Annotated in this window: 21 protein-coding genes and 1 tRNA gene; 11 read left to right on the forward strand and 11 right to left on the reverse strand. The window is 71.6% G+C overall.

Going from position 1 to position 22,297, the window contains the following annotated elements; translation table 11 throughout:
* The first annotated feature begins 19 nt into the window (after positions 1-19).
* Entirely contained in the window at positions 20-433 is a 414-nt protein-coding gene (locus E4J16_RS04685) for a molybdenum cofactor biosynthesis protein MoaE (RefSeq protein WP_168708115.1), read from the forward strand.
* A gap of 26 nt (positions 434-459) precedes the next feature.
* Here E4J16_RS04685 and E4J16_RS04690 read toward each other — a convergent pair whose 3' ends face one another.
* From E4J16_RS04690 to E4J16_RS04705, 4 genes are all read right to left on the reverse strand, one after another.
* Positions 460-759: a MoaD/ThiS family protein gene (locus tag E4J16_RS04690; protein ID WP_240038270.1), complete on the reverse strand. Its 300-nt coding sequence runs from the start codon at positions 757-759 to the stop codon at positions 460-462.
* A 249-nt stretch (positions 760-1,008) separates the two neighbouring features.
* The gene (gene moaA / locus E4J16_RS04695) at positions 1,009-2,091 is read right to left on the reverse strand and encodes a GTP 3',8-cyclase MoaA (RefSeq protein WP_136313395.1); all 1,083 of its coding nucleotides are present in this window, start codon (positions 2,089-2,091) and stop codon (positions 1,009-1,011) included.
* A 13-nt stretch (positions 2,092-2,104) separates the two neighbouring features.
* Positions 2,105-2,407: a DUF2249 domain-containing protein gene (locus tag E4J16_RS04700; protein WP_136313396.1), complete on the reverse strand. Its 303-nt coding sequence runs from the start codon at positions 2,405-2,407 to the stop codon at positions 2,105-2,107.
* A 169-nt stretch (positions 2,408-2,576) separates the two neighbouring features.
* Complete coding sequence (locus E4J16_RS04705; protein WP_136192831.1) at positions 2,577-3,356, reverse strand: helix-turn-helix transcriptional regulator; 780 nt, start codon at positions 3,354-3,356, stop codon at positions 2,577-2,579.
* Between the two features lie 88 nt (positions 3,357-3,444).
* Between E4J16_RS04705 and E4J16_RS04710 the strand changes: the two genes are divergently transcribed.
* Positions 3,445-4,770, forward strand: a complete 1,326-nt coding sequence (locus E4J16_RS04710; protein ID WP_168709462.1) for an MFS transporter — start codon at positions 3,445-3,447, stop codon at positions 4,768-4,770.
* A 42-nt stretch (positions 4,771-4,812) separates the two neighbouring features.
* On the opposite strand, the gene rsgA is transcribed toward E4J16_RS04710, so the two are convergent.
* The 4 genes from rsgA to E4J16_RS04730 form a co-directional block, all read right to left on the reverse strand.
* Complete coding sequence (gene rsgA, locus E4J16_RS04715) at positions 4,813-5,916, reverse strand: ribosome small subunit-dependent GTPase A (protein WP_136313398.1); 1,104 nt, start codon at positions 5,914-5,916, stop codon at positions 4,813-4,815.
* Positions 5,916-7,349, reverse strand: coding sequence for a 3-phosphoshikimate 1-carboxyvinyltransferase (gene aroA / locus E4J16_RS04720; protein WP_204519942.1), 1,434 nt, complete (start codon positions 7,347-7,349; stop codon positions 5,916-5,918). Before aroA ends, rsgA begins: the two co-directional genes overlap by 1 nt.
* Positions 7,346-9,517 (reverse strand): NADP-dependent isocitrate dehydrogenase, encoded by a 2,172-nt coding sequence (locus tag E4J16_RS04725; protein ID WP_240038399.1) that lies wholly within the window; start codon positions 9,515-9,517, stop codon positions 7,346-7,348. Before E4J16_RS04725 ends, aroA begins: the two co-directional genes overlap by 4 nt.
* A gap of 303 nt (positions 9,518-9,820) precedes the next feature.
* The gene (locus tag E4J16_RS04730) at positions 9,821-10,330 is read right to left on the reverse strand and encodes a DoxX family protein (protein WP_136192917.1); all 510 of its coding nucleotides are present in this window, start codon (positions 10,328-10,330) and stop codon (positions 9,821-9,823) included.
* Positions 10,331-10,598: 268 nt separating this feature from the next.
* On the opposite strand from E4J16_RS04730, the gene E4J16_RS04735 reads away from it, so the two are divergent.
* The 3 genes from E4J16_RS04735 (at position 10,599) to E4J16_RS16195 (ending at position 11,865) form a co-directional block, all read left to right on the forward strand.
* Positions 10,599-11,279 (forward strand): sigma-70 family RNA polymerase sigma factor, encoded by a 681-nt coding sequence (locus E4J16_RS04735; RefSeq protein WP_240038271.1) that lies wholly within the window; start codon positions 10,599-10,601, stop codon positions 11,277-11,279.
* Positions 11,279-11,608 (forward strand): mycothiol system anti-sigma-R factor, encoded by a 330-nt coding sequence (gene rsrA / locus E4J16_RS04740; RefSeq protein WP_136192838.1) that lies wholly within the window; start codon positions 11,279-11,281, stop codon positions 11,606-11,608. Before E4J16_RS04735 ends, rsrA begins: the two co-directional genes overlap by 1 nt.
* Before the next feature lie 182 nt (positions 11,609-11,790).
* The gene (locus E4J16_RS16195; RefSeq protein ID WP_395994430.1) at positions 11,791-11,865 is read left to right on the forward strand and encodes a 50S ribosomal protein bL37; all 75 of its coding nucleotides are present in this window, start codon (positions 11,791-11,793) and stop codon (positions 11,863-11,865) included.
* Between the two features lie 103 nt (positions 11,866-11,968).
* On the opposite strand, the gene E4J16_RS04745 is transcribed toward E4J16_RS16195, so the two are convergent.
* Positions 11,969-12,559, reverse strand: a complete 591-nt coding sequence (locus E4J16_RS04745; RefSeq protein ID WP_136313400.1) for a GDSL-type esterase/lipase family protein — start codon at positions 12,557-12,559, stop codon at positions 11,969-11,971.
* 271 nt (positions 12,560-12,830) lie between these two features.
* Here E4J16_RS04745 and E4J16_RS04750 point away from each other — a divergent pair, with 271 nt between their 5' ends.
* The 6 genes from E4J16_RS04750 to E4J16_RS04775 all read left to right on the forward strand — a co-directional run bounded on the left by E4J16_RS04750 (position 12,831) and on the right by E4J16_RS04775 (position 20,550).
* On the forward strand, positions 12,831-14,189 hold the full coding sequence (locus E4J16_RS04750; protein WP_136192918.1) for a hemolysin family protein: 1,359 nt from the start codon (positions 12,831-12,833) through the stop codon (positions 14,187-14,189).
* A complete protein-coding gene (locus E4J16_RS04755) occupies positions 14,186-15,316 on the forward strand; it encodes a hemolysin family protein (protein WP_136313401.1) in 1,131 nt (376 codons plus the stop codon). The genes E4J16_RS04750 and E4J16_RS04755 overlap by 4 nt, the downstream gene beginning before the upstream one ends.
* Positions 15,317-15,424: 108 nt before the next feature.
* On the forward strand, positions 15,425-16,519 hold the full coding sequence (locus E4J16_RS04760) for a M23 family metallopeptidase (protein ID WP_240038272.1): 1,095 nt from the start codon (positions 15,425-15,427) through the stop codon (positions 16,517-16,519).
* 53 nt (positions 16,520-16,572) lie between these two features.
* Positions 16,573-17,316: a glycerophosphodiester phosphodiesterase family protein gene (locus tag E4J16_RS04765; protein ID WP_136192841.1), complete on the forward strand. Its 744-nt coding sequence runs from the start codon at positions 16,573-16,575 to the stop codon at positions 17,314-17,316.
* 101 nt (positions 17,317-17,417) lie between these two features.
* Positions 17,418-19,151, forward strand: a complete 1,734-nt coding sequence (locus tag E4J16_RS04770) for a carboxylesterase/lipase family protein (RefSeq protein WP_136313402.1) — start codon at positions 17,418-17,420, stop codon at positions 19,149-19,151.
* Between the two features lie 556 nt (positions 19,152-19,707).
* Positions 19,708-20,550 (forward strand): competence protein CoiA family protein, encoded by an 843-nt coding sequence (locus E4J16_RS04775; protein WP_136313403.1) that lies wholly within the window; start codon positions 19,708-19,710, stop codon positions 20,548-20,550.
* A 103-nt stretch (positions 20,551-20,653) separates the two neighbouring features.
* Here the strand turns inward: E4J16_RS04775 and E4J16_RS04780 are convergent.
* Together E4J16_RS04780 and E4J16_RS04785 are read right to left on the reverse strand one after the other, a co-directional pair.
* Positions 20,654-20,729 (reverse strand) — tRNA-Arg (locus E4J16_RS04780).
* A gap of 77 nt (positions 20,730-20,806) precedes the next feature.
* Positions 20,807-22,156 (reverse strand): Nramp family divalent metal transporter, encoded by a 1,350-nt coding sequence (locus E4J16_RS04785; protein WP_136314589.1) that lies wholly within the window; start codon positions 22,154-22,156, stop codon positions 20,807-20,809.
* Positions 22,157-22,297 lie beyond the last annotated feature (141 nt).

Below are 22,297 nucleotides of genomic sequence, written 5' to 3' on the forward strand. Positions count from 1 at the left end.
CGCGTCCGCCACGGCTCGGATTGTGCGCGCCGAAGTCACCTCTGCCGCGCTCGACACCGCTGGGCTCGCCAGCGCGGTTGCGGACCCGGCTGCCGGCGCGATCGCCACCTTCGATGGCAGAGTCCGCGACCACGACGACGGGCGCGGGGTTACCGGTATCAGCTATTCGGCACATCCCGGCGCGAACGAGGTGATCGGTCAGATCGTGGCCCGGATCGCCGCCAGGGATGGGCTACGTGCGCTCGCGGTTGCTCACCGCGTCGGTGAGCTCGAGGTGGGGGAGACGGCGCTGGCGGTGGCGGTGAGCGCGGACCACCGCGCCTCCGCATTCTCGGCCGTGAGCGACATCGTTGAAGAAGTCAAGGCCCGGCTGCCCGTCTGGAAGCAGCAGGTCTTTGCGGACGGCTCCCGCGCCTGGTCCAATACGCCCTGAGATCCGCCCGCTGTCGCTCGGGGAGCTCAGCCGCCTGCGAAAGGCGGTAGAACGTCTACCCGGTCGCGGTCGTGCAGTTCGGTCAGCGAGTCGGCCGGGGCCGACAGGGAGTTGACCAGGTAGCTGGACACGCCGATTAGCTTGGCAAGCTCCAGGCCGCGTCCGGCCAGCAGCTCGCGCAGCCCCGCCAGGGTTGTGCCCGCGGGTAGTTCCAGCCGCTCCTCGGTGCGGCCCGCCGCCTGCGCGGCGGCGGCGAAGTAGCGCAGCTCGATGGCGATGGTGCCGACGGCATTTGTGCCGGTGCTGGAGTCGGGGATGTCGGCCAAGCCTCTCTCCTCGTTGGTCTTGCCCGTCCCTGGTTACCAGGTGTGGCGGGCTGGGGGCGCGTGCTCAGGGGCTGACTGTATAGCCGCAGCTGCTGAGATCGCCATGCGGCGCTCCAGGCAGCTTCTACCGATCTGGGTGGTTGTTTCTACCGACCTCGATGGTTATATCTACCGACCTCGGTGGTTATTACTACCGATCTCGGCGCGAGTGAGGACGGAGGACGGAGGGCGGAGGGCGGGTGCGTCGCGCTAGCCGCCGATGGCGGACATGGTCCGGGCTGGGGCGGTGAACTCGGAGGGCGAGCGCGGATCGTTCATCCCGTGCGCGCGGGGCTTGTGCCAGGCGGAGTCAGCCCAGATGCGCAACAGTTCTTCGTCGTCGGCGCCTGCGCGCATGGGGCCGCGCAGGTCGGTCTCCGCCGCCGAGAACAAGCAGGTGAGCAGCCGCCCGTCGGCCGTCAGCCGGGTCCGATCGCAGTCGGCGCAGAAGGGCGCCGTCACTGACGCGATGACTCCGACTCGGCCTGCCGGATAGTCGGCCCCGTCAGGGCCCGTACCTGCGGCCACCTCCCAAAGTGCTGCCGGACGCCGGTCGGGTCTGCCCACGGGAGTCAGTGCGAAGCCCGCCCGCCGCAGCACTGCCAGCACTTGCTCGGCGCCGACGACGTCGTTCGCCTTCCAGGTGCCGCGCGGCCCCAGCGGCATGTGCTCGATGAAGCGCAGCTGCCAGCCGCGCCGCAGGCACTCCGCCGCCAGCTGTGGAGCGCGCTCCTCAAGACCCTCGGGCACGGCGACGGCGTTGACCTTGATGGGGGCCAATCCCGCCGCCTGCGCCCCGGCGACGCCGCGCAGCACGTCATCCAGCCGGTCGCGGCGGGTCAGGGCGGCGTACTGGCGGGGATCGAGGGCGTCGATGGACACGTTTACCCGGTCCAGGCCCGCCGCGCGCAGCCCCGGGGCCCGCTTGTCCAGCCCCAGCCCGTTGGTGGTCAGGCCGATATCCGGCTTAGCGCCGGCGCGGGTGCGCAGGGCGGACAAGGCGGCGACGATCTGTTCCAGGTCCCGGCGCAGCAACGGCTCGCCGCCGGTCAGTCGAATCCGCTCCACCCCCAGTCGCTCCACGGCCAGCCGGGCGAGCCGGGCGATCTCCGCAACCGTCAGCAGCTGCGGGCCGGGTAACCACGCGAGGCCGTGCGCCGGCATGCAGTAGGTGCAGCGCAGGTTGCAGCGGTCGGTCACCGAAACCCTCAGGTCGCGCACGGTGCGCCCGAAGCGATCCAGCAGCTGCTCGGGGACCGCCGTGGGCACAACGGTTGTGGCCTGCGCGCTCATGCGGTGATCGTACTCAGCCGACGCGCAGGATCTCCACGCGGGCGAAGCCGTCCTCGGCCTCAAGCAGTGTGTGTCGGACGGTCATGGGCAACTGGTCGATCTGGGCCAGCAGCGGCGTGGGCACGTGTGGGGCTACCAGTTCGAATCCTTCACCTACTGCCAGTGAGGAGACGGCGCCGAGCACCGCCGGGTGGCGCAGTCGGTGGGGGATCGGCCGCACGTCCAGGCTCATGCGTTCGGTGCTCGTCTCGCCGCAGCCACAGGTGTGGTGGGAGTGGGACTCCCGGATGGGAATGAGCCTCGGCTCCTCGCTCATGTTTCCTCCTGATGGGTGTTCTCCGCTCGGTCGGGTGTGCTGCCGTGCGGTTGGCCTGCAGGTCCGGCCCGGTGCGGTGCAACCGGGCGCGGCCGTGCCGACGCGAGTGACGTCAGCCGACACAGTTTATTACGGGAGGTGGCGTGAAAAACAAGGTGGCTGCTTGGGCTCAGCGCCTCACTACAGGATGGTCGGCGCGGCGCTTCGGGGCCGACCCCGTCTCAACCGCAGCGCTGAGGTGGCAGCCGTCGGCGCAAAGTGGCGTTACTGAGAATCGGACCGATCCTGCTGGCGGGTCGGCTGATTCCCCAGCAGTCGAGGTGGTTGCTGAGGCACCGGCGTAACGCTCGTTGAGGAAGCCCTCATGCATGAGACACACCAGCGGGTGGGGTGGGCGGGCGCCGGTGACCAGCGGGCAGGCCTTGAGCACCACCTGCTCGCCGTCGAAGTCTGGCGCGAAGCCCATGAGCGACAGATGCGGCAGCAGGCTCGCCAGCTGCCCGACCGGGTTGTCGGTCTGCGCAGGGGCGGCGGGATCCGCAGGCGTGAGCTGCGCCCAGCGACGACCGATTGCCAGAGCCCGGAGTCGGGCAGGTTCGCCGTCCCCGAGCTGATCAACAATCGCGTCAAGCAATGCCAGGTAGGAGCCGACCACCTGCGCAGGATCGGGGCCTGCGGGCGCATAGCGCAGGGCCGGACGACCCCGGCGCCCGTTCGATACGGTTGAGGCGGTCACCAGGCCCGCCTCAACCAGGGCGTCCAGGTGCTCTCGCACAGTGTTGTGGTGAAGGTTCAGGGCACGGGCTACTTGCACCGCGGTCAGCGGATGGGTTGCGTGCTCGACCTCCTCAAGCACGCGCCGACGCGCCTGGGACAGTTCGGCACGTGCGGACAGGTCCGCCCAGGCGGGACGGGGCAGGCGTACCGCTGGGACAGGAGGGACGGACATATGCACAGGCTAACGTCTGTCCCGGCTCCGAGGTGAGCGAACGACCAACTGAACGCAGCGGAGGCGGTGCACCGCTACGATCCCCCGCATGCGCCTGCGGACATCCACCCAGAAGTGCGGGCAGCGGGCCCGCCCGCCGCAGCAGGAGACGCGGCGCCGCCTGGTCCGGCGCTCGCGGCAGGCGATGCTCCTCGGGTGGGTGCTGTCGGCCACGGGCTCGGCGGTGGTGACCGGGGCCGCGCCCGCGCTGGTGGTAGCCGCGACCCTTCCGGCGGTCTGGATCGCCTTTTACTCCACCCTGACCAACATTGAGGATCTGCTCGCGCCGTTAATGGTCAAAGCCATCGCGCGGTGGCGGCCGGGCCGGGTGCTGACCGCGTGCGAGGTGTACGACGTCGCGCTGGCGCTGGTCGCGCTGGCACTGATCGGTATCGGCGTTGAGGTCGGTCCGGTGCTCGCCGGGTACCTGATCGCCTCCTCACCGATCCCCTTGGTTTTGGACGTTGCCGAGGAACTGTACGGCGCGGAGATGGCAGCGGTGGACCCCGAGATGTCCTTCCGTTTCACCTCCCACCTGCACTCGATGACCGCGTTTATCTCAAGGGTCGTCGCCCTGCCTGTTGGAGCCGCATTGACATTCCTGTCTCCCGCAGCGGTGCTCGCAATCAACTTGGTCCTGTCGGTTGCCGCGGTGGCCCTGCGCCTGCGCGGCGTCGCCTACAAGGAGGAGGCAACCGGCAGCCTGGCCGGCGAGGACGCCGAGGAGGAGGGTGGCCCGCGCCTGTCGGCGCTCGCACTGCTGCGGGACTTCCTCACCCGACCGCTGGTGTCCCCGCTCACCATCCTGCTGCGCTCCATCGCCGCCGGCCTGGCCGGCACCTACGTGCTCGTGTTCATCGGCACGCGCTACGGGCATGGGGCCTATGTGTGGGTACTCGTCGCCACCGGAATAGGGGCGACCGTGGGCCCTCAACTTGCACGTGCGGGGCGCACAGCGGTCGGTGGCACGACCACCGTGACCGGCTGCGCCTTGGCGGGCGCCCTGGCGCTGCTGCTCGGTGCCGTGTTCCTGCCTGCCGGGAACCTCCCGGTGGGCGCAACCGGACTGGTCATCGCGCAGACTTGCCTGTGGGGCGTGGGCAGCGCACTGATAGGGGAACGGCAGGTACAGCTCAGTGGCCGCGCCTTCGTGGAGGACACGGCCTGGTGCCAGGCGGCAGGTGCGCTCGGCGCGGTAGCGGGGAGCTGGGCGGCGCTGGGCCTGCGCGCGACGACTTCGCCCATATGGGCACTGGGCATCGCCTCTCTCACGCTGGCGCTGCTGGCCGCATATGTCCGGTTGCTGTCTCGAATGCGGCGGAGCGCGGAAGCTGGCGCGAAGAAGCGGAATGAGGCTGCGGCCGCTCGGCTATAGCCCCAGCCCCGACTCAGCTGTGCAGCTCCAGTTCGTTCCGGCTCACCGGCGGTGCGCCGTCGGCGTCGTGGGGTCCTCGGCCTCCAGCGCGGGGGCGAGCAGGCGCCGGAAGGAGTCCACCCGGGCCCGACGCCGCTCACGCTCCACCGGCTCCAGGGCGGCCTCGGCGGACCACTCGTCCAGGGCGCACTCGATAGCCCCCGCCTCGTGCGTGCAGCCGCGCGGGCAGTCCTCGGCGACCTCGGTCAGGTCCGGGAAGCCACGCAGCACGTCCGCGCTGGATACGTGCGCCACCCCGAAGGAACGCACCCCGGGCGTGTCGATCACCCAGCCGCCACCCGGCAACTCGAGTGCCTGCAGGTTCGTGGAGGTGTGCCGCCCGCGTCCGGTGACCACATTCACCTCGCCGGTGACCCGGTCCGCCCCGGGCACGAGCGCGTTGATGAGCGTGGACTTGCCGACCCCGGAGTGCCCGACGAACACCGAGGTGCGCCCGCCGATCAGCGCGCGCACCGCCTCCACGCCGTCGCCGCCGGCGCGGGACGCCTCCGCCCGGCTGGACGGATCCAGTCGCGTTGACACCGAACGCACCCCCAGCGGCTCGTAAAGAGCCAGCAGCGGGGCGGCGTCAGCCAGGTCCGCCTTGGTCAGGACCAGTAGCGGCTCCATGCCGGCGTCGTAGGCGGCCACCAGATACCGGTCGATCATGCGCGGGCGCGGCTCCGGGTCCGCCAGGGCGGTGACGATCACCAGCAGGTCGGCGTTGGCCACCACGGGCCTCTCCGTGCCGGCCGCGTCCCCGTCCTCGGCGCTGCGCCGCAGCAGGGTGCGGCGTTCCTCCACCCGCACCATGCGGGCGAGGGTGTCCTTGCGGCCGGAGGTGTCCCCGACGACGGCGACCCGGTCCCCGACCACGACCTTCCCGCGTCCCAGCTCGCGGGCCTTCATCGCCGTGATGTCGCCGCTGCCGTCGGCGGTCAGGGAGGGGTCCTCCAGGCGGATGCGGTAGTGGCCGCGGTCGATGCGGGTGACCATGCCGGGCACGGCGTCGGCATGGGCGGGGCGCTGCTTGGTGCGGGGGCGTGAGCGTCTGCCGGGGCGTACCCGCACGCGCGGATCGTCGGTGCCGATGTCGCGGCGTGCCATCAGCGCCCCTCCCGGTCGGCCAGCAGCTTCGCCCACAGGGCGGGGAAGTCGGGCAGGGTCTTGGCGGTGCAGGCGATGTCGTCCACTTCGATTCCGGGGACGCCCAGGCCGACGACGGCCGCGAAGGTCGCCATGCGGTGATCGGCATAGGTGCGCAGCCGGGCCGGATGCAGGCGTGCCCCGGCGGGCAGAGCGGCGATCTCCAAGCCGTCGGCGGTTTCGCTAGCTGAACCGCCGATGCGGTTGATCTCGGTGGTCAGCGCGGCCAGGCGGTCGGTCTCGTGCCCGCGCAGGTGGCCGATGCCGTGCAGGCGCGAGGCGTGCCCCTGCGCGGATGCCAGGGCCGCCAGCGCCGCCACGGTGGGGGTCAGCTCCCCGACGGCGGACAGGTCCGCGTCGATACCGTGCAGCTCCCCGGTGCCGACAGCGGTCAGCGTGAGTGAGCCATCCGCCTCACGGGCCTGCTCGACGGCGCCGCCCAGGCCGGGCAGCAGCCACCGCCAGGCGTCGCCCGCCTGGGTGGTGTGCGCCGGCCAGTGACGTACGCCGACGCGCCCGCCGGCCACCAGCGCCGCCGCCAGGAATGGGCCCGCGTTGGACAGGTCCGGCTCAATGACCAGCGTGCCGCCCCGCGGCGCGCCGGGGTGAACCGTCCAGGTGCGGGCACCTGCGGGGGCGTCGGCGTCCGGCTCGTCCACGGTGATGCCGCGTTCGCGCAGGAACTCCACGGTCATGGCCACATGGGGCAGGGACGGCACCGGCCCGGTGGGGGTGACGGCCAGGCCACCGGGCAGCAGGCACCCGGCCAGCAGCAGCGCGGACAGGAACTGGGAGGAGCCGGAGGCGTCCACGCTCACCCGGTGCGGGACCTCGAGGCGGGCCGGGTCGGCCGGACGCAGCAGGGCGCCGTCGCCGGGACCGACCCGCACCGGCAGGAAGCCGGGCTCGCCCAGGTAATCGACCTGGGCGCCCAGGTCCTCCAGGGCGTCCAGGAGCGAAGCCAGGGGGCGGCGGCGGGCGGCGGCGTCCCCGTCGAAGAGAACCGGCGCGTCTGCCAGTGCCGCCAGCGGCGGGATGAAGCGCATGACCGTGCCGGCCAGGCCGCAGTCGATCCGAGTCACCCCGTCGGCGCCGGCGGCCGCCCGGGCCGGGAACGGGCGCGGTGCGGGCATGACCCGCAGAGCGGCGTCGGTGCAGGCAGCGGAATCGTCAGGAAGTTCCTCGAAGCGCGCTCCGAGCGTCGTCAGGGCGGCCCGCATGAGCGCGGTGTCGCGCGAGCGCAGGGCGCCGCGCAGCGTCGTCGGGCCCTCCGCCACTGCCGCCGCGACCAGGGCCCGGGCCGTAAGCGACTTCGACCCCGGCAGGTCGATGACGGCATCGAGCGGCCCGGGGGCCGCCGGCGCCGACCAGGGGGCAGCAGCCAGCGCGGTCACAGCGTGTCGACGATGGCGTTCAGGGCCGTGCTCGGGCGCATGACGGCGTCGGCCAGGACCGGGTCGGGCAGGTAGTAGCCGCCCAACTCGACCGGGTGCCCCTGCACCGCCACCAGCTCGGCCTGCACCTGCGCATTGACCGCACCCAGCTGTTCGGCCACGGGCGCGAAGCGCGCGGCCAGGTCGGCGTCGGCCGTCTGTGCCGCCAGCTCGCGCGCCCAGTACAGGGCCAGCCAGGCGTGGGAGCCGCGGTTGTCGATACCGCCCAGGCGGCGGGCGGGGGAGCGCTCCTCCTGCAGCAGCGTGGTGGTGGCCGCGTCCAGGGCGTCGGCCAGCACCGTCGCCCGGGCGTTCCCACTCACCTGCGCCACGTGCCGCAGCGCCTCCGCCAGAGCCAGGAACTCACCCAGGGAGTCCCAGCGCAGGTAGTCCTCTTCAAGCAGCTGGCGCACGTGCTTGGGGGCGGAGCCCCCGGCGCCCGTCTCATACAGGCCGCCGCCGTTCATCAGCGGCACCACCGACAGCATCTTGGCGCTCGTACCCACCTCCAGGATGGGGAACAGGTCGGTGTTGTAGTCGCGCAGTACGTTCCCGGTCACCGAGATCGTGTCCTCGCCGCGGCGCGCCCGCTCCAGCGACAGGCGGGTGGCCGCCACCGGGTCCAGGATCCGGATGTCCAGGCCGGTGGTGTCCTCATCGGCCAGGTAGCGCTCCACCAGGGAGGCGATGGTGCGGTCGTGGGCACGCTCGGGGTCCAGCCAGAACACGGCCGGCGCCCCGGTGGCGCGCGCCCGCACCACGGCCAGGTGCACCCAGTCGCGGATGGCCGCGTCCTGAGCCTGGCAGGCGCGCCAGATGTCCCCGGCCTCGACGGCGCTGGACAGCAGCACGGTGCCGGCCGGCTGGCCCGTGCCCGCGGTGACGACCACCTCGACGGTGCCGTCGGCGGGGATCAGGAAGGTCTTGTCGTGGCTGCCGTACTCCTCGGCCTTGCGGGCCATCAGCCCCACGTTCGGCACCGAGCCCATCGTGCGCGGGTCCAAGGCGCCGTTGGCCTTGCAGTCCTCGATGACGGCCTGGTAGACGCCGGCATAGGAGGAGTCGGGGATGACGGCCAGGGTGTCGTCCATGGAGCCGTCGGCATCCCACAGCTTGCCGCCCGCGCGGATCATGGCGGGCATGGAGGCGTCGATGATCACGTCGGAGGGCACGTGCAGGTTGGTGATGCCGCGGGTGGAGTCCACCATGTTCAGCCGCGGGCCGGCCGCCATCTCCTCGCGCAGGCTCGCCCGGATCCGCTCACCCTCGGGCAGGTCATCCAGACCCGCCAGGATCGAGGCCAGCCCGTCCTCGGCGCGCAGTCCAGCGGCCGCCAGCACCTCACCGTAGGTGCTGAAGGTCCGGGGGAAGAAGGCGCGCACCACGTGCCCGAAGATGAGCGGGTCGGAGACCTTCATCATGGTGGCCTTCAGGTGCACCGACAGCAGCACGTCGTCGGCCTTCGCCGCTGCGTTCGCCCCCGCCAGGAAGGCGTCCAGTGCCCGCGCCGACATGAAGGTGGCGTCCACCACCTCCCCGGCCGTCACCGGCAGTGCCTCACGCAGCACCACCGCCTCGCCGCCGTCGGCGGGAAGCAGCCGGATCTGCACGGTGCCGGCCTCGGGGACCACCACGGAGCGCTCGTTGTGGCGGAAGTCGTCGGCATCCATCGTGGCCACGCGCGTCTTGGAGTCCGGATTCCACGTGCCCATGGAGTGCGGGTGGGTGCGGGCGTAGGCCTTCACGGCCTGCGGGGCGCGGCGGTCGGAGTTGCCCTCGCGCAGCACCGGGTTGACGGCGGAGCCCTTGACGGCGTCGTACGCCTCGCGCACCTGCCGCTCGGCGTCGGTGGTCGGCTCGTCGGGGTAGTCGGGCAGGTCGTAGCCCTTCTCGCGCAGCTCGGCGATGGCGGCCTTGAGCTGCGGCAGGGAGGCGGAGACATTGGGAAGCTTGATGATGGTGGCGGCCGGGTCCTGGGTGAGAGCGCCAAGCCGGGCAAGATCGTCGTCCGCCAGCCCGAAGGCCGCCAGGATGCGGCCCGCCAGGGAGATGTCCGCGGTGCCCACGCTCACGTCCGCGGCGCGGGTGAAGCCCTTGATGATCGGCAGCAGGGAACGGGTCGCCAGCATCGGCGCCTCGTCGGTCAGCGTGTAGAAGATGTCGGGCGTCGCGGCGGGGGCGCTGGAGGCGTTCTGGTCTGTCACCGGTCGTTGTCCTTCGTGTTCCTTGACGATCGTGCGGGATCCGTCCCCGGGCGCGTTCGGCGCCGACGGGGAAGTCGGCTCCCGTACCCGAGGGTAGCGCGACGCGGCGGCCGCATGCGCCTGGGGCCGCCACAAGTGGCATCCCCAGACGCATCGGAAAGGCGTGGTGCTCTCGAACAGCTGTTGGCCGATGAGCAAGTGGCGGGTGTCGCGGCCCCGCGGAACGACTCAGGCCGACGGCGCCGGCTCGTACTGGGAGCGCACCTGTTCCTGCGCCGCCGCGATGGCCGCCTTAACCTGGCGCCGGTTCTCCCGCCGCCACGCCAGTGAGGGGCGCCCCTGACGGTCGACTGCGCACAGGGCGAGGCCCGCACCCACTGCGGTCCCGCGCATCAGCCCGGACAGTGCCTGCTTGCGCGCATCCTGCCCCTTCATCGCCCAGACCGGATTGTTGACGAGTGTCAGCGGAAGATTGAGCGCGGCCAGCACGGCGGCGCAGGTGCGTGGTGCCCGGCCGGTGGCCAGTCCGAGTCCGGCCGCCAGGCTCACGGCCCCACTGATACGGGTAAGCAGCTCGGCGTCGGAGTGCAGCACCGGCGGCAGGCCGGCCTTCTCGAGTGCGGGCTGTACCTGCTCGAACTTCTCCGCGTGGCGCTTGGGCCGGGCGAGGGCGTCAATGCCATCGACGATGAAGGGGGCGGCCAGAGCCGGGCGGGCAACGATGCGCAGAAGGTCCATGCCCCCATCCTCGCGCACCCCGCCGTCCGGTGCCAGTAGTCGGCGGGAGTATCCGGGAATGCAGTATCCGGGAATGCGCGGGCGGGCCGCGCCGTTGAACAGCTCGATGATTGCTTCCTTCACCCGCCCCGCCCCGGGGGCGGCCTCCGGTATTGCGCCAGGTGATGCCTCGGGCGTCGTTCCCGGTGCGCCGTTCGCTATGAGACCACCTGCACAAGGCGGCGGGCTGCGCCGCACCAGCGCTTTGGGCGGGCTAGGCTCATGGACGATGACGGACTCAGACAACCTCAGCGCCGCTGACCTCGCCGGCAGCGCGGCGCAGACGCCTGTGGACGCCGGCCCCGATGAGCTTGACCGTGCGCCCGCCGACGAGTCGGACGCGGCCCGTGCGGCCCGCTTCGAGGCAGACGCCCTGCCCTACCTGGACCAGCTGTACGGCGCCGCCCTGCGCATGACCCGCAACCCGGCCGACGCCGAAGACCTGGTCCAGGACACCTACGCCCGGGCCTTCGGCGCCTTCCACCAGTACCGGCCAGGAACCAATCTCAAGGCATGGCTCTACCGCATCCTGACCAACACCTTCATCAACACCTACCGGAAGAAGCAGCGGGAGCCCCTGCAGTCCGACGCGGACGCGGTGGAGGACTGGCAGCTGCACCGGGCGGCCTCCCACGACTCCGTCGGCCTGCCCAGCGCGGAGAACCTCGCCCTGGACGAGCTGCCGGATCAGGAGATCAAGGACGCCCTGGGGGAGCTGAGCGAGGAGCGGCGGCTGGCCGTGTACCTCGCCGATGTCGAGGGATTCTCCTACAAGGAGATTGCCGAGATCATGGGCACCCCGATCGGCACCGTCATGTCACGCCTGCACCGGGGACGGCGGCAGTTGCGCGAGCTGCTGGCTGACCACGCCCGGCAGCTGGGCTATATCAGCGAGGAGGAGAAGCACTGATGGGTGAGATGAACCCGACCGGACCCTGCTCGTGCTCAGAGGCACGCGCTCACCTGGAGCGCTTCCTCGATCATGAGTGCGACCGCGACCTGGAGGCGCGCCTGGCCGAGCACGTCGCCTCCTGCGAGCACTGCTCCCGCCAGGCCGACGCCGAGAAGCACCTGCGGGAGCTGGTGCGCTCCCGCTGCGCCGAGCAGGCGCCGCCCGCGTTGCGCGCACGCGTCCTGGGCTACCTGTCAACCGCGCGCATCAGCACGACGACGGTTGGCGCCTCGGGCACCACGATCACGACGACGGTCGTGCGCACCGAGCGCTTCGAACGCGGCTGACCGGCCGCACGGCCACGCGGTGGCCAGCCGAGTGCCCTCGCGGATTCTCCTGACGGCATGTGTCCGCACTCACCGCGAAGGCGAGGCGGTCGGCTGGCAGCATGCGGGCGCGATGTGCGAAAATACCCGACGTTCCGTGCCCCTCGGGGCGGAGAAGAACCACCACATATGAGGAGGCAGGAATGAGCAAGCGCGGTCGGAAGCGTCGTGCACGCGCCAAGAACAGCGCCAACCACGGCAAGCGTCCCAACGCCTGAGACGGGTGGCATTCACCCGAGCACTGACGATCGGCCGGTCACCCACGCGGTGGTCGGCCGATTCGCTTGCCGGGGCCGGTGGGCGAGTGGTCGCCGCCGCGGCTCACCTCGGTGCGGGCACGCCCAGCCACTCGTACCAGCCGCGGTGCAGCACCAGCCAGGCCAGCAGCCCGTAGCCGGCCTGCCCCGGGTGCCCGCCGCCGTCGGAGACGACGTCCGTCAGCCACTGGTCGTGATTGCGCAGCGGCTCGAAGGTCTCCACATACGGGATTCCGCGGCGCTGGCAAACCTCGCCGACCGCGCGCGACAGGGCCGCCGTTCCGTCGGGGTCGGCGTTCGGCAGGGGCGGCGGGCCGACGACGAAGCAGGACCGGTGCTCGCCGGCCGCCGCATCCAGGATATTGGCGATGGCCAGGCGGGAGCGGGCGTGCGAGACCCCGGCGAGCACATCAGCCACACCCAGCCCGATAACCAGCCGGTTGACACCCGTCGCCGTGGTACGGCGGGCGACCTCGCCCTGCCAGCGCTCGGCCAGGCGCGCCGTCGTCTCACCCGGAACCGCCAGCGTGTTCCACATGATGCCGAGGTTGCGGGGAGTGCGGGCCATCACGCGACCGGTCCAGCCCAGCGCGCGGGCATCCCCGTAGCCGGAGACCAGTTCGTCGCCGATGAAGCACAGGCTCGTGTCATCCATGGGCACCCGGTCAGCTCCTTCCCAGTCGGCAACCGCTTGCCGATCGACTCCTCCCAGGGCGCTCGCGCCCCGAGCAGTCTCCATCCTGCCATCACCGGCGCCCGTCGCTGCGCGCCACTCCCGCCGCGTCCAGGTGATACCGTGCCAGCACTATGCGACGACACGCTCGCCGGGCGCGCAGGCGCCCCACCCGCACCGGTTCCGATTCCGACCATCCTCACCCTGAGTACACGTTCCGACCAGTCGGAGGCCAGGCGTGAGGGAATGGCTCATGATCGCCGTCGGCGTGCTGCTGACGGCCGGCACCGCACTATTCGTAGCCGGGGAGTTCTCCCTGGTGGCACTGGACCCCTCCACCGTGGAGACACGGGCCGTCGCCGGTGACCGGGGCGCCGCCAGAGTCCGCCGCGCCCTGCCCCGGCTCTCCACGCTCCTGTCCGGGGCGCAGGTGGGTATCACCCTGACCACCATTCTGCTGGGCTACACCATGCAGGCCGCACTGGCCACCCTGCTGAGCGGGCTGATGTCCACCTGGCTGGCGCAATCGGTTGCGGCGGGCGTGGCGGCCACCGCTGCGCTGATCATCGTCAATGCCTTCTCCATGGTGGTGGGAGAACTCATCCCCAAGAACGCCACCCTGTCCGACCCGATGGCGGCCGCCCGCGCGGTCACCCCCTTCCTCATGGGGTTCACCACTCTTCTCCGGCCGGTCATCGCGGTGCTCAACGGCACCGCCAACCGGGTGCTGCACCGGATGGGGATCGAGCCTGCCGAGGAGATCAGCGGAACCCGGTCCGCCTCCGAGCTGGCCGCACTGGTGCGGCACAGCGCCGAGGAGGGGGTGCTGGACGTCTCCACCGCCACGCTGCTGACCCGGTCCATCGGCGTGGGTGAGCTGACCGCCGTCGACGTCATGACCGACCGCGGCCGCCTGTGCACGCTCGGCGAGCAGGACACGGCCGCCGACGTCGTCGCCCTGGCTCGCACCACCGGCCACTCCCGCTTCCCAGTGATCGGCGATGACAGCGACGACGTGCTGGGCATCGTGCACCTGCGCCGCGCCATCGCCGTCCCCTACGGCAGGCGGGGAGAGGTGCCGGTGACCTCCTCATCACTGATGACGCCCGCGCACAGGGTGCCGGAGACCATGCCGCTGGCCTCGCTGCTGGTGGAGCTGCGTGACACCGGCAGCCAGATGGCGCTCGTCGTAGACGAGTACGGCGGCACCGCCGGCGTCGTCACCCTGGAGGACGCCGTGGAGGAGATCGTCGGTGACGTCGCCGACGAGCACGACCGGCGCCGCTCGGGCGCCCACGCCGACGCGTCCGGGGACTGGCGCGTGCCCGGCTGGCTGCGCCCGGACGAGCTCGCCGACCGCGCCGGCGTGCACGTGCCCGACGACGGGCCCTATGAGACCCTGGCCGGGCTGGTCATGACCGAGCTCGGCCGTATGCCGGAGGTCGGTGACGCCGTGACCACGCCGCAGGCGGTGCTGACCGTGGAGTCCATGGAGGGGCGCCGCATCACCCGCCTGCGCGTGCACCCGCTCGCCGCCCCCGGCACCGACGTCGTCGACGGGGCCGACGCGGGAGCGGACGCACCCGCCGGGGGAGGGGCGGAGCGCCGATGAGTACCTCCCTCGCCCTGCTGCTCACCGTGCTGCTGCTTGCGGGCAACGCGTTCTTCGTGGCCGCGGAGTTCGCGGTCACCTCCTCGCGCCGCGCCCGCCTGGAGCCGCTCGCCGAGGCCGGCGACCGCCGCGCCGCCACTGCCCTGTGGGCGCTCGAGCACGTCTCCCGCATGCTCGCCACCGCCCAGCTCGGCGTGACCGTCTGCTCCACCGGACTGGGGGTCGTGGCCGAACCGGCCATCGCCCACCTGCTCACCCCGCTGCTCACACGGGTCGGTGCCGGCGCCGCCGGGGCGCACGCCATCGCGGTGGTCCTCGCCCTCGTGATCGTCGTGTACGCCCACGTGGTCGCCGGGGAGATGGTGCCCAAGAACCTGTCCATCTCCGCGCCCGAGACCGCTGCCCGCTGGATCGTGCCGGCGCTGGTGCGCCTGTCCCGGATTCTCGGCCCCGTGATCACCGCCCTGAACGGCTTCGCCAACGGGGTGCTGCACCTGTGCGGCGTCGAGACCCGGGAGGAGGTGTCGGCCGCCTTCAACGCCGCCGAGGTCGCCTCCATCGTGGAACGCTCCACCGCGGAGGGAGTGCTCGACGACGAGACCGGGCTGCTGTCCGGCGCGCTGGAGTTCTCCGAGGAGACGGCCGGCAGCGTGATGGTGCCGGTCGGCTCACTGGTGACCCTGCCTGCCGGGTGTACTCCGCAGGACGTGGAGCAGGCGGTGGCCGCCACCGGGTACTCGCGCTTCCCCGTGCTCCGGGAGGCGCCCGCCGGGGCGGACTCCGCGGCGGGGCCGGTGCCCTCCGCCCCGGCCGCCGGCCGTCCGGACGCGGGCATCGTCGGCTACCTGCATCTGAAGGACGTCCTGTACGCCGAGGAGGACGAACGGTCGCAGCCCGTGCCCCCGTGGCGGGTGCGCGCCCTCGTGCCGGTGCGCGCAGACGACGAGGTCGAGGATGCGCTGGCCTCGATGCAGCGGTCCGGCGCTCACCTGGGGCGCGTTGAGGACGAGTCCGGGACTACGATCGGCGTCGTCTTCCTGGAGGACATCCTCGAAGAACTCGTCGGTGAGGTGCACGACTCCATGCAGCGCGAGGATCACCGCAGGCGCGACTTAGGGCAGGGGTGACCCTTCCACGGGTGTGACCGCCGTCCTGGCACGCGGGTATCACGTTTGGTTACAGTGCGGCGGTCGGCCAAGCACGACGGCCGCGAGCACTACCTCTGGAGGCACTGCGTGGCTGAACAGCCCATGACACGACGCCAGCGTCGTGACGCGGAGCGAGCCGCCGAACACGCGCGCTCAGCAGCCGCACGGCCCGCCGAACTTCCCCCCTCATACGATCCGGCGCCGTCCACGCCAGCAGCCGCGCCGCCCGCGGCTCGCACGGTCACCCCGGAGGCCCCGGCCGCAGTCCGCCCGGCGACCCGGAAGGTCCCGGCCGCGGGCGGCGGCACTGCCCAGCGCCCCCGCCTGCGGCAGGGCGAGGCGAGTCGGACCGCTTACCCGCCCGCGGCGCGGCACCCCAGGCGCAGTCGCCTGGGGACGGCCGGTCGCGCCGGCGTGCTCACGGTCCTGGCGCTCGTGACCGTCGTCGCCCCCCTGACCTCGAACCTGCCGACCGGCCCGCAGGCGGTTGCCGCCCTGGGCGTCACCAGCGCCGATCCGACCAGCGCGGGAACCACCGATCCGTCCTCCTCGATCGCCGCCGCAGTACTCGGCTCCGACGCCGACGTCGATACCGACTCCGAACTGTCCAACGTGCCCGACGCCGCCACCCTGGCCCGCATCCGGGAGGCCTATGAGAACGCCTCCGCCACCTGCGCCGCGCAGACCTCCGGCGCCTCCGGGGACACCGCCGCCTTCAACTCCGCCCCCGAGCTGTTCTACCCGATGATCGAGGGCACCTACACGGTCTCCTCACCCTACGGCTACCGGCTGCACCCCACCCTGGGCTACATGAAGCTTCACGCGGGCCAGGACTACGCCGCCTCCGCAGGAACGCCGATCTACGCCGCCGCAGCCGGCACCGTCGTGGCCGCCGGCATGGTGGACGGCACCGGCACCGTCACCATCGAGCACGAGGTCGACGGCAAGACCTGGTACACCAGCTACCTGCACATGTACGAGGACGGCATCTACGTCTCCGAGGGGGACCAGGTGGAGGCCGGCCAGCTGATCGCCGGCGTCGGCTCCACCGGCTACTCCACCGGGCCGCACCTGCACTTCGAGGTGCGCACCGCCAACAACGTCGAGGACTCCTCCACCGTAGACCCGGAGGACTGGCTCAAGGAGCATGGCGCCGTCGAGCTGACCACCGACTGCGCCTGAACACACGGTACCGACCGCGGCCCGCCCATTCTCGATCCGACAGGAAGCCGACCATGCCACCCTCCCGCCGCTGCGCCGTCGTCGCCCACCGGGGCGGGGGCGGCGAGGCCCCCGAGAACACCTGGACCGCTGTCGAGCACGTGGCCGAGCTCGGCCTGGCATGGATGGAGACCGACCTGCGGGCCACCGCCGACGGCGTCGTCGTCCTGTCCCACGACCCGGACCTGGCACGCACCGCGGGGGATCCTCGCCGAATCGCCGAGCTGACCTGGGAGGAACTGGCGGCGTTGGATGCGGGCGACGGGCGCCCCTTCGTGCGCCTGGACGAGGCCCTCGCGGCCCACCCGCAGATCCGCTTCAACATCGACCTCAAGGACTCCGCGGTGGTGCAGCCGGCACTTCAGGTGGTGCGTGAGGCCGACGCCCTGGAACGGGTTCGCTTCGCCTCCTTCTCCGCTCGCCGCCTGGCGGTGCTGCGCCGCCAGGAGCCGCGGGCCACAACCTCCCTCGGCATCGGTGACGTGGCCGGACTGATGCTCCTGAGCGAGGCGGCCGTGCCGGTTCCGCACACCCGCTGGTCCTGGACCAGGGGGCGGGTCGACGCCGTCCAGGTACCGGTGAGCTTCCACCGCGTGCCCGTGGTGACCCGCCGCTTCATCGCTCAGGCGCACACCGCCGGGCTGGAGGTGCACGTGTGGACCGTGGATGATCCCGGCCAGATGCGTGACTTGGCGGCGCGGGGAGTCGACGCCGTCATCACTGACCGTCCCGCCATGGCGCTTGAGGTGCTCGGCTGAGTCTCCCGCCCGGATGCCCGGGCGCATCCCGGCGGGTGCCGCGGGGCACGGCGTCGTGCCAAGACCGTGACACTGCGCTGACTGTGGGCGAGAATCAGGGCATGACCGCCCCCAGCTTCCCGCCGCCCGCATCCACCCAGCATGTCGCCTCCACGCCGATCGCCGTCCCCACCGGGCAGACCGGGCCCCGCGTGGAAACCACGGCGGGGCCGGTGCGCGGGGTGTGGCGCGAGATCGTGTCCGCTCCGGATCGGGTGGGCCCGGCCGCACGCTACGAGCGCTCCGCGGCCTTCTACGGCATCCCGTACGCCGAGGCGCCGGTGGGGGAGCGGCGCCTCATGGCCCCCATGCGGCGTGAGCCCTGGAGCGGCGAGCGCGCCGCCGTCCTGCCAGCCGCCACGCCACAGCGCGGTTCGATCTTTCCCGACCCGGCCATCCCGGAGCCGAGCGTGCCCGGGGACGACTTCCTCACCCTGAACGTCTTCACGCCCACACCCGGGGATGAGGAGGCGCGCCTGCCGGTGCTGGTGTGGATCCACGGCGGCGCCTGGACCTCCGGCTCCCACAACTCGCCCTGGTACGACGGCGCCGCCTTCAACCGCGACGGCGTCGTCACCGTGTCGGTCGCCTACCGGCTCGGATTCGACGGCTACGGGTTCGTTCCCGACTCCGACGCCCCCTACAACCGGGCCGTCCTGGACCAGGTGATGGCCCTGGAGTGGGTGCGCGACAACATCGCCCGCTTCGGTGGCGACCCGGGCCGGGTGACGATCGGCGGGCAGAGCGCCGGGGGCGGCAACTGCCTGGTGCTCCTGTCCGTGCCCCGCGCCCGGGGCCTGTTCCGCGGCGTGATCTCCGAGTCCGGCGCCGTGACGGACCTGCCGCCCACGCGCAACGCGGACAATGCCACCCGCATGGCCGCGGCCCTCGGTGTGGAGCCGGCACTCGCCGGGTTCCGTTCGCGCAGCTATGAGGAGATCTTCGCCGCGCAGAATGCCCTGGACGCCGTCGAGGCACGCGCCGACGACGGCGGGGCCGGCGCTGCCGGTCCGGATCCGGTCGGGGCAGTCGCCGGGGTGCTGGCCGGTATTGGCGAGCCGGATACCGGCATCCCCTTCAGCCCTACCGTCGACGGCGAGATCATCACCGCCCCCATCCGGCAGGCCATGAGACGGGGCGACGGGGCACGGATCCCGATCCTCGCGGGCTCAACCACACACGACTTCGCCTTCGCCGGCATGGCCTACACCGAGGCGATGGCGGGACGCGACCCGCGCGAGGTGCTGGTGGGCGGCGGCATGAGCGAGGCCATGGCCGACCGGCTGCTCGCCGCGCACCCCGAGCACGCCGACGCCCCGCACATGGTGATTGGCAACCTCATCTCGGACGGCACCTTCCACATCCCGCTCGCCGGGTGGTTCCTGGCGCGCGCCGAGCACGCCGAGGCGGTGGGCGACGGCGGCTCCTCCGGAACGGGGAGCCACAAGGCCGTGGGCGAGGCCGCCTCCCCGGCCGGCAGCTACGCCTACGAGTTCAGTTACTGCTGCGGGCCGACCGGGCTGGCTACCCACTGCATGGAGATTCCCTTCGCCTTCGACTGCCTGAGCGAACCCTACTGCGAGCACACGCTCGGCGCCGCGCCGCCGCAGGCGCTCGCGGACGCCATGCACTCGGCCTGGGTGCGGTTCATCGAGCACGGCGAGCCCGGCTGGGAGCCGTGGACCGAGCGGGCCGTTGGACGTCGCTTCGGCGACAACCGCTCCGGGGAGCTGACCGTGGCCGAGGACCGCGTCGTCTTCGACACCGACCGGGATCTCGCCGCCGGGGTGCGTTGAGCGCAGTGCGGTAGCGTGCGGGCAGCGGTGAAGCCCCGCCCTGACGTGTGACAACCCGACCTGTTTGTGCCTATTTGGCTTGGACATGGCCCCCCACCTGCTTCCTGGCTCCTACCTTTTCGGCCAAGGACATTGAGTGTTCCGAGAGGAGGCGCCGAAGCAGGCATGTTCAGCGTGACAGCGGCCACCGACGCGCGACCGTGCCCCGGTTGGCGACGGTGCCTTGCGCTGCCGGGAACTCGGGGGCATTGTGTACAGCGGCCCTCAGGGTCGACGAAGCCCCCGCCGACTCGGGGTCGGGTGGGAGCTTGGGGCTGGTGCCCCGGACAGGATTCGAACCTGCAGTCCTTAGGCCGGACGGTGAGCTACCCGCATGTCGCGGTACGGTCTCGGTAATTATCTGGGACAGGTGGGAGGACACCCCGCCGGGCGCCCTCCCACCCCGGCCCGCAGACGCACCATCGCCAGCAGGCCCGCAGGCCGGGGCAATCAGACGCCCCGCACCTGCTGAGGACAGGCAGGACCGGCCTGCCGTCCCCAAGGCAGGAGCACCACCGTGCGCTACGCAGCCACCAGCGGCGGAGAACTGATCAGCATCGATGAATACGCGGCTAGTGCCAACACACCCCAGGCGCTGACCTGCCCGGGCCAGGCGCCCGACGGCAGGCCCTGCCGCGCCACCGCCTGGGCCAAGGCACTGAACTCCCTGCACCACCGACCCCACTTCGCCGCCAAACACATCACCGACTGCGACGAGGGAGAAGCCGCAGTACGAGCCAGAAAAGGCCACCGCGATGGATCCACAACCACCCGCACCCGCCATGAGGGGCCGACGCTGCTGCTCATCACGCCCAGCTCCACACCGGGCAAGGACACCAGGACGCCCACTACCCGCACCAAGGCCTCCGGCCGCCCCATGGCCACAGCCATCACAGGCCCCGCCAGCAGACGATCCGCCCCCACCACGAGAAAAGTCCCATTGGACTCGCTACTCGCCCGCGCCCTCAGCGGCCGCCTCGACCCCGAAACAACCCTTGAGCTGCCCGACAAGACCGGAGGACCGGTCAGCCGGTTCCTGATCCCCGCAAACACCCTCACCAAAGAAAACAACGGCCTGCACGCGTGCTTCTTCGGCCTAGTCACCGACTGCAAGGAGAACACCTCAACACGCAGCGTCTTCCTGCGCCTCAAGCCCCAGCCCGGCACCAGACCAAGAAACACTGCTAGCTTCATGATCCGTGAGGACCAGGCCCCCAGCGTCCAGGACAACCTCGACGCCAGCATCGGTGACCTCGTAGACCACCACGTCATCGTTATCGGCACCCTGCGCGTATCTGCCAACAGCGGCAGCCTCTACATCGTCCTCGACGACACCGCCTCCATCGCCTACCAGCGGTGACCGCTTCACGGCACGCTGATGAGCAGGTTCGAGAAGGGCCCCATCGCAATGGCCGAATCGACGCAGCCCCCGCCGACTCGGGGGTCGGGCGGGGGCTCGCGGCTGGTGCCCCGGACAGGATTCGAACCTGCGACCTTCTGCTCCGGAGGCAGACGCTCTATCCACTGAGCTACCGGGGCCCGGGGCGTGACTGTACCAGCGTTCGGGCTCTGGATGGAAACTGTGGGGCTGTGGCGTTCGACGTCGTCGATCTGGTTCACCCGTTTCCGGTCAGGGTGAGCACCACCAGCGCCACGTTGAGCACGATGATCAGCGCCGCCGCCGCACGGGAGGTCCAGCGCAGGACCACGCCGTCACGCCACCGGCCCATGACCTGCTCCGAGCCCGTGGCGCGCATGAGGGGCATGATCGCCAGCGGGATTCCGAAGGACAGCACCACCTGACTGAGCACAAGCGCCCAGGTGGGTTCGGCCCCCACGGCGATGATGATCAGCGCCGGCACGAGCGTGACCGCGCGTCGGGCCAGCAGGGGGACGCGGATGTGCAGCAGCCCGGCCATGATCTCGCTGCCGGCGTAGGCCCCCACCGAGGTCGAGGCCAACCCGGAGGCCAGCAGTCCGATCGCGAACACGGCGCCGACGACGGGCCCCAGCGATGCCGTGATGGCGCCGTGCGCCCCCTCGATGGTGTCGGTGCCGCCGACGCCGGACAGGGCCGAGGCCGCCAGCAGCAGCAGCGCGATATTGACGGCGCCCGCCAGCGCCAGCGCCCAGATCACGTCCACGCGGGTGGCCCGGATGAGCCGGCCGGTGCGCTCCTGGCCGGAGGGGACGGCATCGTCGGCGGGAGCCGGGACGGCGCCGGGAGAGGCGGCTGCGTCGTCGGGAGTCGTTGCGGTGGCGCGATCGGCCTGACGCGCGGCGTGCCCCTCGCCGATCTCCTCGTGGTGGTCGCGCACCAGGGAGGAATGCAGGTAAATGGCGTGCGGCATGACGGTGGCGCCGAGCATGGAGGCGGCCACCAGCAAACTGCCCGAGCCCCGCAGGCGGGGGATGAGCCCGGCGAAGGTCTCGCCCCAGTCCGGCGGGGAGATGAACAGCCCGCCCACGAAGCCGATCGTCACCACCACCAGGAGCGCGACCACCGCACCCTCGAAGGTGCGCTGGCTGCGGCGCTCCTGCAGCGCCAGCAACAGCATGGATACCGCGCCGATGATCACGCCGCCGGTCAGCAGCGGGATGTTGAACAGTAGGTGCAGGGCGACGGCGCCGCCGATCACCTCGGCCAGGTCGGTGGCGGCGGCGACCAGTTCGGCCTGCGCCCAGTAGGCCAGGCGGGTGCCGCGGCCGAGCCGATCGCCCAGCACCTGCGGCAGTGAGCGGCCGGTGACGATGCCGAGCTTGGCGCTCTGGTATTGGATGAGTACCGCCATGGCGTTTGCCAGCACCAGTACCCACACCAGCGTGTAGCCGTAGCGGGCGCCGGCGGTGATGTTCGCGGCCACGTTGCCCGGATCCACGTAGGCGACCGCGGCTACGAAGGCCGGGCCGAGCAGCGCCAGCAGCCGGTGTCGGGGCGGGCGCGGCCGGGGCGTGTGCTTACGCACGATGGCGTCGACGGCGTCGGGGGTGTTGCCGGGATCGGGCACGGTCGACCTCCTCACATAGTTTCGGTTACCCGAAACTCTACTACTTTATGGGGGTGGCTGCGCAGTGGGGTCTGGTGGGTGCGGGCTGGCCTCGACGTG

This window comes from Actinomyces procaprae (genome assembly GCF_004798665.1).
In the GTDB taxonomy this organism is placed as follows: domain Bacteria; phylum Actinomycetota; class Actinomycetes; order Actinomycetales; family Actinomycetaceae; genus Actinomyces; species Actinomyces procaprae.

Coding starts and splice junctions, on each gene's coding strand:
- E4J16_RS04770 (WP_136313402.1), top strand. CDS start 17,418: ATGACCGCCCCCAGCTTCCCGCCGCCCGCATCCACCCAGCATGTCGCC.
- E4J16_RS04750 (WP_136192918.1), top strand. CDS start 12,831: ATGATCGCCGTCGGCGTGCTGCTGACGGCCGGCACCGCACTATTCGTA.
- E4J16_RS04745 (WP_136313400.1), bottom strand. CDS start 12,559: ATGGATGACACGAGCCTGTGCTTCATCGGCGACGAACTGGTCTCCGGC.
- E4J16_RS04730 (WP_136192917.1), bottom strand. CDS start 10,330: ATGGACCTTCTGCGCATCGTTGCCCGCCCGGCTCTGGCCGCCCCCTTC.
- E4J16_RS04735 (WP_240038271.1), top strand. CDS start 10,599: ATGACGGACTCAGACAACCTCAGCGCCGCTGACCTCGCCGGCAGCGCG.
- E4J16_RS04700 (WP_136313396.1), bottom strand. CDS start 2,407: ATGAGCGAGGAGCCGAGGCTCATTCCCATCCGGGAGTCCCACTCCCAC.
- rsrA (WP_136192838.1), top strand. CDS start 11,279: ATGGGTGAGATGAACCCGACCGGACCCTGCTCGTGCTCAGAGGCACGC.
- moaA (WP_136313395.1), bottom strand. CDS start 2,091: ATGAGCGCGCAGGCCACAACCGTTGTGCCCACGGCGGTCCCCGAGCAG.
- E4J16_RS04765 (WP_136192841.1), top strand. CDS start 16,573: ATGCCACCCTCCCGCCGCTGCGCCGTCGTCGCCCACCGGGGCGGGGGC.
- E4J16_RS04705 (WP_136192831.1), bottom strand. CDS start 3,356: ATGTCCGTCCCTCCTGTCCCAGCGGTACGCCTGCCCCGTCCCGCCTGG.
- E4J16_RS04725 (WP_240038399.1), bottom strand. CDS start 9,517: ATGCTGGCGACCCGTTCCCTGCTGCCGATCATCAAGGGCTTCACCCGC.
- rsgA (WP_136313398.1), bottom strand. CDS start 5,916: ATGGCACGCCGCGACATCGGCACCGACGATCCGCGCGTGCGGGTACGC.
- E4J16_RS04755 (WP_136313401.1), top strand. CDS start 14,186: ATGAGTACCTCCCTCGCCCTGCTGCTCACCGTGCTGCTGCTTGCGGGC.
- E4J16_RS04710 (WP_168709462.1), top strand. CDS start 3,445: ATGCGCCTGCGGACATCCACCCAGAAGTGCGGGCAGCGGGCCCGCCCG.